This is a genomic window from Agrobacterium sp. ST15.16.024 (assembly GCF_027956545.1).
Taxonomy (GTDB): Bacteria; Pseudomonadota; Alphaproteobacteria; order Rhizobiales; family Rhizobiaceae; genus Agrobacterium; species Agrobacterium cucumeris.
In genome coordinates, this window is sequence record NZ_JAQKGO010000002.1 from 219221 (window position 1) to 235161 (window position 15941).

A 15941-nucleotide genomic window follows, 5' to 3' on the forward strand; every position below is an offset into this window, starting at 1 on the left:
CGCGATGAGTTTGAACCTCGCCGCCATTTTCGATGCCGATCTCGGCCCGGAAATCGCAGCATTGCGCGACAGCGCAAGTGCATTCGCAGATGATAAAATCGCTCCGCTGGCGGCGGAGATCGACCGCGACGACCGTTTTCCACGCAAGCTCTGGCCGGAGATGGGTGAGCTCGGCCTGCACGGCATTACCGTTTCGGAAGAGTTCGGCGGCGCTGACATGGGTTATCTCGCCCATTGCGTGGCGATGGAGGAGATAAGCCGGGCTTCGGCTTCCATCGGCCTTTCCTATGGCGCCCATTCCAACCTCTGCATCAACCAGATCCACCGCTGGGGAACGCAAGAGCAGAAGCACAGATATCTGCCGAAACTCGTCTCCGGTGAACATGTCGGTTCTCTCGCCATGAGCGAGACGGAAGCCGGTTCGGATGTCGTCTCCATGCGGCTGAAGGCGGAACGCAGGGGTGACCGCTATGTGCTGAACGGCGCAAAAATGTGGATCACCAATGGTCACGAGGCCGATACGCTGGTGGTTTACGCCAAGACGGATATGTCCGCCGGCCCGCGCGGCATCACCGCTTTCCTGATCGAAAAAGGCTTCAAGGGGTTTCGCCCGGCCCAGAAACTCGACAAGCTCGGCATGCGCGGCTCACCCACGTCAGAACTGGTGTTCGAGGATTGCGAGGTGCCGGAAGAAAACATTCTCGGCCGCCTCAATGACGGCGTGACGGTGCTGATGAGCGGGCTGGATTACGAGCGCGCCGTGCTTTCCGCCGGCCCCGTCGGTATCATGCAGGCGGCAATCGATCTGGTGCTGCCCTATGCCCGCGAGCGCAAGCAATTCGGCAAACCCATCGGTGAATTCCAGCTGGTGCAGGGCAAGCTCGCCGATATCTACTCGTCCATGAATGCCTCCCGTGCCTATGTCTATGCCGTGGCCCGGGCCTGCGACAATGGCCGCATCACAAGGCAGGACGCCGCTGGCGCAATCCTCTTTGCCGCCGAGCGGGCGACACAGGTGGCGCTGGATGCCATCCAGCTTCTCGGCGGTTCCGGCTATGTCAATGAAAGCCCGGCCGGACGGCTGCTGCGCGACGCCAAGCTTTACGAGATCGGCGCTGGCACCAGCGAAATTCGCCGGATGCTGATCGGCCGCGAACTGGTCAAGGGTAACGGGTGAGAACGCGATGAAGCTTGCATCCAGTCTAAGCCGCGACCCCACCTTCGCTGCCAACGTCGATTTCATGTCGGGCCTGGTCGATGACCTGCGCCGACACGTCGAAAAAATCTCCAGAGGCGGCGGCGAAAAGGCCCGCGAACGGCATCTTTCCCGCGGCAAATTGCTGGCGCGCGATCGCATCGAAGCCCTTCTCGATCCCGGCAGCCCGTTTCTGGAATTGTCGCAATTTGCAGCTTACGAGGTCTATGAAGAACCCGTTCCCGCCGCCGGCATCGTTACCGGCATCGGCCGGGTCTCGGGCCGGGAATGCGTGATCGTTGCCAATGACGCGACGGTGAAGGGCGGCACTTATTATCCGCTGACAGTGAAGAAACATCTGCGCGCGCAGGAAATTGCCACTGAGAACCGCCTGCCCTGCATCTACCTCGTGGATTCCGGCGGCGCGAACCTGCCCAATCAGGACGAGGTGTTTCCCGACCGCGATCATTTCGGCCGCATCTTCTACAATCAGGCCACTATGTCGGCGCAGGGTATCGCCCAGATCGCCGTGGTGATGGGCAGTTGCACGGCGGGCGGGGCCTATGTGCCTGCCATGAGCGACCAGTCCGTCATCGTCAAAAATCAGGGCACGATCTTTCTCGGCGGCCCGCCGCTGGTGAAAGCGGCGACCGGCGAGGTGGTAAGTGCGGAGGACCTCGGCGGCGCGGATGTGCATTCCCGCCAATCCGGCGTCACCGATCATTATGCCCACGATGACCGCCATGCGCTGGCGCTGACCCGGCGGATCGTCTCCACCCTCAACCGCCGCAAACAGGTGGAGCTGGATATCCGCGAACCGGCAGAACCACTTTACCCGCCCGACGAGCTTTACGGCATCGTTCCCGCCGACACGCGAAAACCCTTCGAGGTGCGCGAGATCATTGCCCGACTGGTGGATGGTTCCGAATTTGACGAGTTCAAGGCGCTTTATGGCACGACGCTGGTTTGTGGTTTCGCCCATATCCATGGCTATCCCGTTGGCATCATCGCCAATAACGGTATCCTTTTTTCGGAATCGGCGCTGAAGGGCGCGCATTTCATCGAACTCTGCTGCCAGCGCGGCATCCCGCTTGTTTTCCTGCAAAACATCACCGGCTTCATGGTCGGCAAGGCCTATGAAGCCGGTGGTATCGCCAAGGATGGCGCAAAGCTCGTAACCGCCGTCGCTTCAGCCAAAGTGCCGAAATTCACCGTCATCATCGGCGGCTCCTTCGGGGCCGGTAATTACGGCATGTGCGGGCGGGCCTATTCGCCACGCTTTTTGTGGATGTGGCCGAATGCCCGCATTTCCGTGATGGGCGGCGAACAGGCGGCGTCCGTTCTGGCGCAAATCCGCCGCGACGGCATCGAGGCCGATGGCCGCCACTGGTCGAAGGAAGGCGAAGAGGCGTTCAAGCAGCCGATCCGGGAAAAATACGAACGGGAAGGCCATCCCTATTATGCCAGTGCAAGGCTATGGGACGACGGCATCATCGATCCGAAGGATACCCGCCTCGTACTTGGCCTCGGACTGTCGGCCGCGCTTAACGCACCGATAGAACCCACCCGTTTTGGCATATTCAGGATGTGAGGCGACGATGTTCTCGAAAATACTGATCGCCAACAGGGGCGAAATCGCCTGCCGCATCATCCGCACCGCCAACCGCATGGGCATCCGCACCGTGGCAGTCTATTCGGATGCCGACCGAAACGCCATGCATGTGGCGCTGGCCGATGAGGCCATCGGCATCGGCCCCGCACCGGCGCGCGCCTCCTATCTCGATGCGGAAAAAATCATCGCGGCGGCAAAAACAACCGGCGTGGAGGCGATCCATCCGGGTTACGGCTTTCTCTCTGAAAATGCCGCGTTCGCTGAAGCCTGTGCCGCAGCCGGCCTCATTTTCATCGGCCCACCGCCGCAGGCGATCCGCGCCATGGGCGGAAAAAGCGAGGCGAAGGCGCTGATGACGGAGGCGGGTGTTCCTGTCGTTCCAGGTTATCACGGTGACGAACAGTCCGAAAAACGGCTGGCAAGCGAGGCGGACAAGATCGGTTATCCGGTACTGCTCAAAGCCTCGGCTGGCGGCGGTGGCAAGGGCATGCGCGTTGTCAGGCAAAAGCGCGACTTCGCCCCGGAGCTTGCCGGCGCGAAACGCGAAGCGCTTGCCGCTTTCGGCAATGACCGCATGCTGATCGAAAAATACCTGGAACGGCCACGGCATGTGGAAGTGCAGGTCTTTGCCGATAGCCATGGCAAATGTTTTTCGCTGTTCGAACGCGACTGCTCGATCCAGCGCCGGCACCAGAAGGTGATAGAAGAAGCCCCCGCCCCCGGCCTGCCCGATGCCTTGCGGCAACGCATGTATGATGCGGCAACCGCCGCCGCCCGCGCCATCGCTTATCGCGGGGCCGGAACCGTGGAGTTTCTGCTCGACCCCTCGGGCGACTTCTACTTCATGGAAATGAACACCAGGCTTCAGGTCGAGCATCCGGTGACGGAATATATTACCGGTCTCGATCTGGTCGAATGGCAGATCCGCGTCGCCAACGGCGAGACCCTGCCGGAAGGCTGGTCCGATCTCCGCATCAACGGCCATGCCATCGAGGCGCGGATTTATGCCGAAGACCCGGCGCATGATTTCCTGCCGTCGATTGGCACGGTCAGCCATCTCGTTTTTCCCGATGAGGGCCCGCATCTCAGGATCGACAGCGGTATCCGCGCCGGCGATGCCATCACCGTGCATTACGATCCGATGATCGCCAAGCTGATCGTCTGGGATCATGATCGCCCTTCTGCCGTGCGGCGGCTGCGGCTGGCGCTGGAAAAACTGGCGATCTGTGGCGTCACCAGCAATGTCGCCTTTCTGGCGCGGCTTGCGAGGCTCGAGAGTTTCGCGGCGGCCGATCTCGATACCGGCTTCATCGCCCGCAACGAGGCGGCACTATTCGCCCCCGCAGCCATCGGCGAGAGCGAGATCGCTGTAGCCGCGCTTGGCCTTCTTCTTTCCCGACAGAAAATGGCCAAGACGAGTTCTCTGTCATCGGCCGATCCCTATAGCCCATGGAACAGCACCAGCGCTTTCCGCCTGAATGCACCGACGCGGGAAACCCTGTATTTCACTCTCGACCATCAGCCGCGCACAGTTGCCGTTACCCATGAGGAGGACGGGTTTTCAATGGAGATTGACGGCGGGACGATCCGCATCGGCGGCAATCTCGCGGAGAATGGCAAGCTGCGTGCGGTCATCGATGGCAGGCAGAGGCGGGGCTATTTCTTTGCCGAAGACAGCGGCCATACGCTTTTTCTGGACGGCGAGCATTATCGCATCAGCCAGCCGGACCCCGTCGATATAGCCGACGCCACCACCCACACCGGTGGTCTGGAGGCGCCCATGCCGGGCGTTATCCGTGCTTTGCTCAGCCAGAAAGGTGCGCTCGTCGAAGCCGGCGAGGCACTGGTGGTGATGGAGGCGATGAAAATGGAGCACACGATCCGTGCCCCGGCGAGAGGTATCGTTGCCGCCATCAACTGCGCCGAAGGCGATATGGTGGCAGCCGGTGCGGTGCTGGTGGATTTCGAGCCGGAGGGCGCGTGACATGAGCTGGCCTGAAACCGTCAAAATCGTCGAGGTGGGCGCGCGTGACGGCCTGCAGAACGAAAGCACCGAAGTTCCCGTCGCCATCAAGATCGAACTGATCGAGCGGCTCGCCGCAGCAGGCCTGCCGGCGGTCGAGGCTGGCGCTTTCGTTTCACCCAAGAGAGTTCCGCAGATGGCGGGTTCGACGGCGGTGTTTCAGGGTCTAAGACAGCGGCACGGCACAGCCTATCCGGCGCTCGTTCCAAATATGAAAGGTTTCGAGGCGGCCATTGAAGCCGGCGTGACGGAAATCGCCGTTTTCGTCTCCGCATCCGAAGGCTTCAGCCAGCACAATATTGGCTGTTCGCGTTCGGAAAGCCTTGAGCGACTATACGATGTCGCGCAGGTAGCGACCAGCCAGAATATCCGCATGCGCGGTTACGTTTCCTGCATTGCCGGCTGCCCCTATGACGGCGCGGTTGCGCCCGATGAGGTGGCGGCGATGGCCGATGCGCTTGTCGCCATGGGGTGTTACGAAATTTCGCTCGGCGATACGATCGGCGTCGGCACAGCTGGCCAAATCCGCAACCTCATCGAGCATGTATCGACCCGCATCCCGCGTGAAAAAATCGCCATGCATTTCCATGACACCTATGGGCAGGGCGTGGCCAATGTGCTGGCCTCGCTTGAGGAAGGCATCGCCGTTTTCGACAGTTCCGTTGCCGGGCTGGGTGGCTGCCCCTTTGCGCCAGGAGCGAGCGGCAATGTCGCCACCGAAGATGTCGTTTATCTACTGCAGGGACTTGGCATCAAAACCGGTATCGACCTGATGGCCGTGGCGAAAATCGGAGACCGGATCAGCCGGTATCTCGGCAGGCCGAACGCGGCCCGCGCCGGAAAAGCGCTGCTTGCCGTAAAACAGGAGGGGGACCTGCATGGCGGATGAGTTGTTGCGTGACACACGCAAGGATGTTCTGTGGCTGACACTCAACCGGCCGGAGGTGCACAACGCCCTCAATGCCGCCATGACCGATGCGCTCACGGATGTCATCCGCGCTGCATCCGGTGACCGCGATCTGCGCGCCGTGGTGATAACGGCGGCGGGAGATCGCAGTTTCTGTTCGGGAGCCGATCTCAAGGAAAGCGCCGGTGGCATGTTCCTTTCGCGCGATGGAACAAACCCCATCGCCGATGTGATGCGCGCCATCGAGCGATGCGAAAAACCCGTCATTGCCCGCATCAACGGCCGGGTCTTGGCTGGCGGGCTAGGCCTCGTTGCCGCCTGCGATCTTGCCTATGCCGCCGATCATGCGGAATTTGGTCTGCCGGAAGTGCGGGTCGGACTTTTCCCGGCCATGGTGGCGGCAAAGCTTCTGACGAAAATGCCCTTGGGCGGGCTTCAGGAAATGGCCTATCTCGGCCAGCCGGTCAACGCTGCGAAGGCAACACTCCTAGGCCTCGTCAATCGCACCGCGCCTGCGGCTGAACTCGATCGCTTGATCGAGGATGTTCTTGCAAAGCTGCGACAGAATGCGCCGGGCGCCATCGCAGCCGGAAAGGCAGCCTTGCTGGCGATGCGCGACATGCCGTCCGATGAACGGCTGGCCTTTGCCGAAAGTACCATCGCCACCCTCAGCGGCAGCGATGAGGCGCGCGAAGGGCGGCAGGCTTTTGCGGAAAAGCGGCCGCCTATATGGGCGGGAACATCCTGAACCGCAGCACTTTCACTGTAGTCGTCACCTCTTGAGGCGTTAATCGATATAATGCCCGCAGCCGCGTTGACCCCGTTCAGCAAATCGCGTTCTATCCAGCACCTTTCGCCGGATGGTGATCGGGCAGCCGGAGGAGACCCCATGCGCCTTGTAAAAACCGTCGCAGAATTGCGGGATGCGATTGCCGCCTTTCGCCGCGAGGGCAAGACTGTCGGCTTTGTGCCGACCATGGGTTTTCTCCATATCGGCCACCTCACCCTCGTTGCGCAAGCCAAGGCAGAAAACGACGTGACGGTGGTTTCCATCTTCGTCAACCCGCTGCAATTTGGTGCGAATGAGGATCTGGCGCGTTACCCGCGTGACCTCGCCCGCGACAGCGCGCTGCTGGAAGAGGCGGGCATCGATATTCTTTTCGCACCCGATGTAACGGAGATGTATCCGCGCCCGATGTCGACCGTCGTGGATGTGCCGGAACTGGGCAGCCAGCTGGAAGGCGCGGTGCGGCCGGGGCATTTTGCCGGCGTCACCACCGTCGTGACCAAGCTCTTTAACCTCGTCCAGCCGGATGCCGCCTATTTCGGTGAGAAGGACTATCAGCAGGTGACGCTGATCCGCCGCATGGTGGAAGACCTTGCCCAACCGGTGCGGGTCGTGCCGGTCGCGACGGTGCGTGAAGCGGATGGTCTCGCCTGCTCCTCACGCAATGTCTATCTGACCCCCGAGCAACGCGCTGCCGCCGTAATCGTGCCGCGCGCGCTTGAAGAGGCTAACCGGCTTTATGACCAGGGTCTCGACGATCCGGCCGCCCTGGAAGCGGCGATAGAAAAATTTATCGCCTCTGAACCACTGGCTTCGCCGGAGGTTGTTGCGGTGCGCGATCCCGATACGCTGGCGCCGGTTACCTCCGTGCAGTCGGGGCCTGTGCTGGTGGCGCTGTTCGTGCGCTTCGGTAGCACGCGCCTTCTCGACACCCGCGTCATCGGCCGCGACAGAACTGAAAAAAGAGAGGCTGCCCAATGAGCACCCATGGAAAACTGAAGCGGCTGACGACAGCCTCCATCCGGCAGATGAAAGGTGAAGCACGCATCGTCTGCCTCACCGCCTATACGACGCCGATTGCCCGCCTGCTCGATCCGCATTGCGACCTGCTGCTGGTGGGCGATTCCCTCGGCATGGTGCTTTACGGCATGGACACGACGGTTGGCGTGACGCTGGATATGATGATCGCACACGGCCGCGCCGTCATGCGCGGCGTCAACCGAGCCTGCGTCATCGTCGATCTTCCCTTCGGCACCTATCAGGAATCGAAGGAACAGGCCTTCCGCAACGCGGTGCGGCTGATGCAGGAAACCGGCTGCGACGGCGTGAAGCTGGAAGGCGGCGAGGAAATGGCGGAGACAATCGCCTTTCTGGTGGCCCGTGGCATTCCTGTCTTTGGCCATGTCGGCCTGATGCCGCAGCTTGTCCACACCGCGGGCGGCTTCCGCTCGCTCGGCCATTCCGATGCGGAAACGCAAAAGATCTGGCGTGATGCGATTGCGGTCGATCAGGCGGGCGCCTTCGCCATCGTCGTGGAAGGCACCGTCGAGCCGCTTGCCCGCGAGCTGACCGAGAAACTTTCCGTCCCCACCATCGGTATCGGCGCATCACCGGCCTGCGACGGGCAGGTGCTCGTCTCCGACGACATGCTTGGCCTGTTTTCCGATTTCAAACCGAAATTCGTCAAACGTTTTGCTGATCTTGGTGCGGCGGTTACGGAAGCAACGGCTGCTTATGCCGACGAAGTTCGCTCAGGGGCATTTCCGGGGCCTGAGCATACGTTTCAGGTGCGCCGGCAATCGCCTTCGGAGAAGTAGCACCATATTTCCGTCATGCCGGACTTGATCCGGCATCCAGCCACGGCGCGTCTGCGCTGTGAGAAGAGTCTCTTGCGATCAAGGACTTGATCGCGCTGGACCCCGGATCAAGTCCGGGGTGATGGGTGTTGGGGACGTCCCCTCCCCAAAAAAAAACGCCTCTACACAATACCACCGCTGCCACCAATCGAAGCCGGCCGTTCCGCCGCCACCCGCTTGCGATAACCGCTCGCCCGATAGGTCGCGATGGGGTCGATTGCACCCCCAGCCAATTGCCGGGCCTGCGCGAGGATGGGCTCTACATCGGTGCGATAAGCCCGTTTCAGCGTATCAGAAGCCAGCAGCGCATCATTTTCCTGCTGATAGCCGTCGAGAGCCACGCGATCCACCAGCAGTGCCTGCGCATAGGCGCGGCGGATTTCATTGGCGCTGGAGATCAGGCTTTCGATCGGGTCCGTCACATTATGCGACTGGTCGATCATGTGGGCCGGATGGAAACCTTTCACGCCGCGATATTCCGCGTCCACCAGCTCGTTGAACACGAGGAACAGGCGATAAGGTTCTATTGAACCGGCATCCAGATCGTCATCGCCATATTTGCTGTCGTTGAAGTGGAAACCGCCGAGCTTGCCGAACTGGATGAGCCGGGCGACGATCATTTCGATATTGGTGTTCGGCGCATGGTGGCCGAGATCGACGAGGCAGAAGGCCTTTTCGCCGAGCGTATTGGCTATGAGGTAATTGGTGCCCCAGTCCTGCACGACGGTGGAATAGAAGGCCGGCTCGTACATCTTGTGTTCGGAGAAAATGCGCCAGTCATCCGGCAGCGCCTTGTAGATATCGGCCATGCCGGCAAGATAGCGCTCGAAACTTCTGGTGAAATTACTCTGGCCGGGGAAATTGGAGCCGTCGCCCACCCACACCGTCAGCGCCTTGGAGCCGATGGCATTGCCGATCTCAATGCACTCTATGTTGTGCTCGACGGCCTGCCGGCGCGTGGCGGCGTCCGTGTGGCTGAGCGAACCGTATTTGTAGGAATGGCTTTGGCCGGGCGCATCCGAAAACGTGTTGGAATTCATGGCGTCGAAACCGAGACCCAGCGCATCGGCATGGGCCTTCAGCCGCTTCGGGTCTTCCTTGTCCCACGGAATATGCAGGGAGACGTTTGGTGTAGCGCGCGTCAGCTGGTTGATGACGGCGCAATCATCCAGCTTGTCGAAAATGCCGCGCGGCTCCCCCGTGCCCGGAAAGCGGGCAAAACGGGTGCCGCCGGTGCCAACGCCCCAGGAGGGCACGGCGACGAAAAACTCCGCCACCTTGGCCGTAACGGCATCGATATCGATGTTACGGCGCGCAAGCTGGTTACCCAGCGCCTGATAGTCGTCTTTCTGTGCGCCGGAGCGCTTTTCGTTTTCAGCCGCGATCACATCGGCGGCGAGTTTCGTCTCAGTCATCTTTTCCTCCCGGGAATCGGTCCAGTGCATGCTTAGCTTATCGACCTCATCTCCGTCATACCGGCCTTGAGCCGGTATCCAGTCGACGCACGTCTGCGCGGCGGGATAAGTTCCTTCAGCCCAAGGACTTGGGCTGGCTGGATTCCGGCTCAAGGCCGGAATGACGGAAATAAGAACGCGCCAAACGCCTTACCGCGTAAAACTCTGCGCATTGCCGGCATCAACATTGATGATGTTGCCGGTGGACTTGGCGGAAGCGTCGGACGCCAGGAAATAGATCGCCTCGGCGATGTCTTCCGGGAAGACGTTGAGCTTCAGCATCGAGCGCTTGCGGTAATGTTCCTCCAGATCGGTCACCTCGATCTTGGATGAAGCCGCGCGCTGCTCACGCCACTCACCATTCCAGATTTTCGAGCCACGCAACACGGCATCGGGATTGACGGTGTTGACGCGAATGCCCGCTTCCGCGCCCTCGAGCGCAAGGCAACGGGCCAGATGGATTTCCGCGGCCTTCGCCGTGCAATAGGCCGACGCATTGGGTGAAGAGGCAAGGCCATTCTTGGAGGCGACGAACACGACGTTGCCGCCGAGATTCTGACGCCGCAGCAGCCGGAATGCTTCTCGCGAGACGAGGAAATAACCCGTGGCGAGAATGTCGATATTCTTGTTCCACATGGCAAGCGTCGTATCTTCCACGGGTGCGGAAGAGGCAATGCCGGCGTTGGAAACGAGAATATCCACGCCGCCGAATTCCACGCTCGCTTGCGCAAAGGCCGAAATGACCGCGTCTTCCTGCGTCACATCTAGCTTGACGGTACGCACCGCGTCGGCGCTGTAACGCTTGACGAAATCGCCTTTGGCGGCTTCCAGCGCCGTCTCGTCAATATCGGCCAGAACCACGCAGGCACCCTCGCCCGCCAGCCGTTCCGCCGTTGCCCGGCCAATGCCGCCGGCGCCGCCTGTGACGAAGGCCACGCGGCCGGCAAGACTTTTCGGCTTCGGCATGCGCTGCAGCTTTGCTTCTTCCAGCAGCCAATATTCGATATCGAAGGCTTCCTGCTCGGGCAGGCCCTGATATTCGGACACGGTGGACGCGCCGCGCATGACATTGATGGCATTGACGTAAAATTCGCCGGCAATGCGGGCGGTAGCCTTGTCCTTGGCGAAAGACAGCATGCCGACGCCGGGGATGAGGAAGATCACCGGGTTCGGATCGCGCATCTTGGGCGAATTGTCGTGGCGGCAAGCCTCGTAATAACGGCTGTAATCGGCGCGGTAAGCCTCAAGCGCTTTGTCCAGAGCCGCCGTCAGCGCATCCACATCTGGGTTCGCGGTATCGAGCTCAAGGATCAGCGGGCGGATTTTCGTGCGCAGGAAGTGATCGGGGCAGGATGTACCGAGATTTCCGAGTGGCTTCAATTCCCTGGAATTGACGAATTCGAGAACTGCGTCCTGATCGTCAAAATGGCCAAGCTTGCGCTCCTCGCGGCCAATGCGGCCACGGATTTCCGGCATCAGCCGGGCGGCGATGGCGCGGCGTTCAGCAACCGGTAGGCTTTTGGCCACGGCACCGCCGAAGATCACCTTGCCTTCGGTCTTTCCCGCAAACCACTCGATCGCCTTGTTAATGATGGCGAGCGTCAGTTCATAGCATGCCTTGGCGTCATTATCCCAGGTGAACAGGCCGTGGCTTTCCAGCACCACGCCCTTGGCCTTGGGATTGGCCTTGACGAAGGCTTCGAGATCAAGACCGAGCTGGAAACCCGGACGACGCCAGGGCAGCCAGCCGATGTCATCGCCAAAGATCTGCTGCGTCAGTTCTTTTGAATTCTTCGAAGCGGCAATCGCGATGATCGCATCCGGATGCATGTGATCGACATGATCGTAAGGCACGAAACCATGCAGCGGCGTGTCGATGGAGGCGGCGCGCGGGTTGAGATTGAAGGTGCAATGCGGCAGGAATCCGACCATGCGGTCCTCGTCTTCGACGCCCTTATAAATGCCCTTCAGCGCTTCCAGCTTATCGAGATAAAGCGTCGAAAAACCATCGAGCTTGATGGTGCCGACATCACCGCCGGAACCTTTGACCCACATGACGCGGACCTTTTCACCGGTCAGCGGATCGGTTTCCAGCACCTTCGCGGAGGTGTTGCCGCCGCCGTAATTGGTGATGCGCTTGTCCGCACCCAGCAGATTGGAGCGATAAAGCAGCTTGCCGGGCTCATCGAGCGTCCTGGCGTAAGCGTCGTCCCAACGGCTTTCGAGAAGGCGGGATGTTCCCGTCATGTCTTCCTCCCAATATCTGTCTGCATTCGCGGAGCCGATATCGGCCCGCCTCCTTTGATGGCAGGTATCGCGCATCCAAAAGCACAATGTCAATCAAAAACGATCATAAATTTTCATGTTGCAGCGCGATATTGATTAATTTGATCGTTCTTGATTGACAACGTAAAGAGATTGCGAATAATCACGGTCAGGAGGACCCCATGCACGAACGCGAACGCCATCGCATCATCTTGAGCGCCACGCAGGAAAAAGCTGTCGTGACGGTGCAGGATATTGCTGAACTCACGGATGCGTCGGAAGCGACGATCCGCCGGGATATCGCGTCTTTGCACGTTCAGGGCAAGTTGCGGCGCGTGCGCGGCGGAGCGGAAGCGGTGCATCCGCCGCAGCTCGGCAATCTCGCCGCACGTCCCTTCCGCGTGTCCGAATCGGTCAATATCGACAAGAAACGCGCAATTGCGCGCAAGGCGGTCGATCTCTGCAATGATGGCGACGCGATCATCCTGAATGGCGGCACGACGACATTCCAGATGGTGCATTACATGGCGGCACGCCGCCTGCAGGTGATGACCAATTCCTTCGCGATTGCCGAGCATCTGGTCAAGCATTCCAAATGCAGTGTCAGCGTGCCGGGCGGCGCGATCTATCGCGACCAGAGCCTTATCCTGTCGCCTTTCGAGAACGACGCGATCCGCAATTTTTATGCGCGACGGATTTTTCTCGGCGCGCAGGGCGTGGGCGCGCTTGGCATCATGGAGTCCGACGCGCTGGTCATCCAGAGCGAACAGAAGCTGATGCGGCAGGCGGAAGAACTGATCGTAATGGTCGATTCCTCGAAATTCAGAAAACGATCCAGCCTGATTTTATGCCCGCTCGAAAATGTCACGACCATCATCACCGATGACGGGATTTCGGACGAAGCGGCAAGGATGGTGGAAGATGCCGGCGTCGAATTGCTGATCGCCGGCGCGGTGGCAGCGGGAAAAACCGCCGGTCCGCCGGATGAGGAGAATTCTTCTTCAGTCGCTTGAGGAGCGCTGGAGGGAAAAACAAGGTTTAAAACGGGAGGAAAAGGGACATGAAACTTACACGCAGAACATTGACCAGCGTTCTGGCACTCAGCGCGGCGCTCTCCGTCGCGGGGCTTGGCAGCGTTGCCCAAGCGGCAGACGTCAAGATCGCGCTGGTGGTCAAGTCACTCGGCAACGGCTTTTTCGAAGCCGCCAACAAGGGCGCGCAGGAAGCGGCAAAGGATCTCGGCGGCGTCGAGATCATCTATACCGGTCCGACCAGCACCACGGCGGAAGGCCAGATCGAAGTCATCAATTCGCTGATCGCGCAGGGCGTCGATGCCATCGCCATTTCCGCCAACGACCCCGACGCCGTTGTTCCGGCGCTGAAAAAGGCGGCACAGCGCGGCATCAAGGTCATTTCCTGGGATTCCGGCGTGGCGCCCGAGGGCCGCATTCTCCAGCTTAATCCCTCTTCCAACGCGCTGATCGGCAAGATGTGCCTGCAACTCGCCGCATCGCATCTGGAAGGCGGCAAGGGCGACTTCGCCATTCTTTCGGCCACCACCACCTCCACGAACCAGAATATCTGGATCGATGAGATGAAGAAACAGCTGAAGGATTTCCCCGGCCTCAACCTCGTCACGACCGTTTACGGTGACGACCTTGCCGACAAGAGCTACCGCGAAGCGCAGGGTCTGCTCTCCTCGCAGCCGAATGTGAAGGTCATCGTAGCACCGACGACAGTTGGCGTTCTCGCCGCCTCTCAGGCCGTGAAGGATGCCGGCAAGATCGGTCAGGTCTTCGTGACCGGCCTTGGCCTGCCGTCAGAAATGGCCGGCGCCATCAAATCAGGCGCCACCAAAGAATTCGCCATCTGGAACCCGATCGACCTCGGTTACTCCGCCACCCAGATCGCCTATCGCCTTGTGAAGGGCGAAGCCGATGGCAAGCCGGGCTCGGAAATCGAAGCCGGCCGCATGGGCAAGATCAAGGTTGGCGAAAACAGCGAAGCGGCGATGGCTGATCCGTTCATTTATGACGCGAAGAATATCGATCAGTTCTCGAAGATTTTCTGATCTGAGAAGTGACGGCAGGGCGTGGAGGGCACCCCCCTCTGCCCTGCCGGGCATCTCCCCCACAAGGGGGGAGATCGATATGCGGCGGCCTCTCGGCCATCTCCAACGTTGCGAGTGAGCGAGCGTTTTCTTCTGGCCGATCTCCCTCCTTGTGGGGGAGATGCCCGGCAGGGCAGAGGGGGGTGGCCCCGATCACTTCACTCAAAACCGACCGGTAAGACCTGATAATGCGTGCTGAAACCCAAACCATCAACATGACAGAGGCTTCGAGCGCCACGCCCATTCTGGAAATGCGCGGCATCAGCCAGATATTCCCCGGCGTAAAAGCGCTGGATGGCGTCGATATCGCGCTTTATCCCGGCAAGGTCACCGCACTGATCGGTGAGAACGGCGCGGGCAAATCCACGCTCGTCAAAATCCTCACCGGCATCTACCGCCCGAACGAAGGCGAAATCCTGCTGGATGGCAAGGCTGTGACCTTTCACGGTGCGCAAGATGCCATCGATGCCGGCGTCACCGCCATTCATCAGGAAACCGTGCTGTTCGACGAGCTCTCGGTCGGCGAAAACATCTTCCTCGGCCATGCGCCAAAAGGCCGTTTCGGCCTCATCGACTGGAAGACCATCAATGAGCGAGCCAGAATTCTGCTGGAACAGCTCGAAAGCACCATCGACCCTACCATCCGGTTGAAAGATCTTTCGATCGCCCAGCGCCATCTGGTGGCCATCGCCCGTGCGTTGTCAGTCGAGGCGCGCATCGTGATCATGGACGAACCGACGGCTGCGCTTTCCCGCAAGGAGATCGATGATCTCTTCCGCATCGTCGAGAACCTCAAACGGCAGGGCAAGGCGATCCTCTTCATCAGCCACAAGTTCGATGAAGTCTATGAAATCGCCGAGAATTACGCCGTGTTCCGCGACGGGAAAATGGTCGGAGCCGGCACACTCGCCACCACGCCACAGGATGAGATCGTGCGTCTGATGGTCGGTCGCGACGTGACGAACGCCTTCCCCAAGCAGGCCGTCACGCTGGGGCCAACGGTGTTGTCGGTTCGCGATTACTCGCACCAGACGGAATTCCGCGATATTTCATTCGATCTGCGCAAGGGCGAGATTCTCGGCCTTTACGGGCTGATCGGCGCCGGTCGTTCCGAACTTTGCCAGTCGCTGTTCGGCATCACCCGGCCGGCCTCTGGTGAGGTGACACTGAACGGCCAGCCGCTCACCATTCGTTCGCCGGAAGACGCGATCCGCGCCGGCATCGTTTATGTGCCGGAAGAGCGTGGCCGCCATGGGCTCGCGCTGGACATGCCGATCTATCAGAACATGTCGCTGCCCTCTCTCACGCGCACCTCGCGCAAGGGGTTTCTCGCCGCCGCCAATGAATTCGCGCTGGCGCGCAAATATGCCTCGCGGCTGGACCTTCGCGCGGCCGCACTCTCCGTGCCTGTTGGCACGCTTTCGGGTGGCAACCAGCAGAAGGTGGTGATCGGCAAGTGGCTCGCCACCCAGCCCAAGGTCATCATTCTCGACGAGCCGACCAAGGGCATCGATATCGGCTCCAAGGCCGCCGTGCATGGCTTCATCAGCGAGCTTGCGGCGGAAGGGCTTTCCATCATCATGATTTCATCCGAACTTCCCGAAATCCTCGGCATGTCCGACCGTGCCATCGTCATGCGCGAAGGCCTGATGGCGGGCCAGTTCGAACGCGCCGATTTTTCTCCGGAAAAGCTGGTGCGCGCCGCCACCGGCAATGCCTGAGAGGGGCAACC

The 15941-nt window shown here is 60.4% G+C and carries 12 protein-coding genes; 10 read left to right on the top strand and 2 right to left on the bottom strand.

Features of this window, described 5'->3' with window-relative positions; all coding sequences use genetic code 11:
• The first annotated feature begins 4 nt into the window (after positions 1-4).
• The 7 genes from PL640_RS09485 (at position 5) to panB (ending at position 8341) form a co-directional block, all read left to right on the top strand.
• The gene (locus PL640_RS09485) at positions 5-1177 is read left to right on the top strand and encodes an isovaleryl-CoA dehydrogenase (protein ID WP_271361645.1); all 1173 of its coding nucleotides are present in this window, start codon (positions 5-7) and stop codon (positions 1175-1177) included.
• A 7-nt stretch (positions 1178-1184) separates the two neighbouring features.
• Positions 1185-2786: a carboxyl transferase domain-containing protein gene (locus PL640_RS09490; RefSeq protein ID WP_271361646.1), complete on the top strand. Its 1602-nt coding sequence runs from the start codon at positions 1185-1187 to the stop codon at positions 2784-2786.
• A 7-nt stretch (positions 2787-2793) separates the two neighbouring features.
• On the top strand, positions 2794-4791 hold the full coding sequence (locus PL640_RS09495; protein WP_271361648.1) for an acetyl-CoA carboxylase biotin carboxylase subunit: 1998 nt from the start codon (positions 2794-2796) through the stop codon (positions 4789-4791).
• Between the two features lies 1 nt (position 4792).
• Positions 4793-5719 carry a hydroxymethylglutaryl-CoA lyase gene (locus tag PL640_RS09500; RefSeq protein ID WP_271361649.1) on the top strand — a complete coding sequence of 309 codons (927 nt, stop codon included), beginning with the start codon at positions 4793-4795 and terminating at the stop codon, positions 5717-5719.
• A complete protein-coding gene (locus PL640_RS09505) occupies positions 5709-6485 on the top strand; it encodes an enoyl-CoA hydratase-related protein (RefSeq protein ID WP_271361651.1) in 777 nt (258 codons plus the stop codon). Before PL640_RS09500 ends, PL640_RS09505 begins: the two co-directional genes overlap by 11 nt.
• 141 nt (positions 6486-6626) lie before the next feature.
• On the top strand, positions 6627-7505 hold the full coding sequence (gene panC / locus PL640_RS09510) for a pantoate--beta-alanine ligase (RefSeq protein ID WP_271361653.1): 879 nt from the start codon (positions 6627-6629) through the stop codon (positions 7503-7505).
• The gene (gene panB, locus PL640_RS09515) at positions 7502-8341 is read left to right on the top strand and encodes a 3-methyl-2-oxobutanoate hydroxymethyltransferase (protein WP_271361654.1); all 840 of its coding nucleotides are present in this window, start codon (positions 7502-7504) and stop codon (positions 8339-8341) included. The genes panC and panB overlap by 4 nt, the downstream gene beginning before the upstream one ends.
• Positions 8342-8502: 161 nt before the next feature.
• Here the strand turns inward: panB and rhaI are convergent, their stop codons facing one another.
• Both rhaI and PL640_RS09525 read right to left on the bottom strand, forming a co-directional pair.
• Positions 8503-9795: an L-rhamnose catabolism isomerase gene (rhaI, locus tag PL640_RS09520; RefSeq protein ID WP_271361656.1), complete on the bottom strand. Its 1293-nt coding sequence runs from the start codon at positions 9793-9795 to the stop codon at positions 8503-8505.
• A gap of 189 nt (positions 9796-9984) precedes the next feature.
• Positions 9985-12081: a bifunctional rhamnulose-1-phosphate aldolase/short-chain dehydrogenase gene (locus PL640_RS09525; protein ID WP_271361657.1), complete on the bottom strand. Its 2097-nt coding sequence runs from the start codon at positions 12079-12081 to the stop codon at positions 9985-9987.
• Positions 12082-12281: 200 nt separating this feature from the next.
• Between PL640_RS09525 and PL640_RS09530 the strand changes: the two genes are divergently transcribed.
• From PL640_RS09530 to PL640_RS09540, 3 genes are all read left to right on the top strand, one after another.
• Positions 12282-13112, top strand: a complete 831-nt coding sequence (locus PL640_RS09530; protein WP_065118076.1) for a DeoR/GlpR family DNA-binding transcription regulator — start codon at positions 12282-12284, stop codon at positions 13110-13112.
• Positions 13113-13159: 47 nt separating this feature from the next.
• The gene (gene rhaS, locus PL640_RS09535; protein WP_065118075.1) at positions 13160-14170 is read left to right on the top strand and encodes a rhamnose ABC transporter substrate-binding protein; all 1011 of its coding nucleotides are present in this window, start codon (positions 13160-13162) and stop codon (positions 14168-14170) included.
• Positions 14171-14397: 227 nt separating this feature from the next.
• On the top strand, positions 14398-15930 hold the full coding sequence (locus PL640_RS09540; protein WP_271361659.1) for a sugar ABC transporter ATP-binding protein: 1533 nt from the start codon (positions 14398-14400) through the stop codon (positions 15928-15930).
• Positions 15931-15941: the final 11 nt, after the last annotated feature.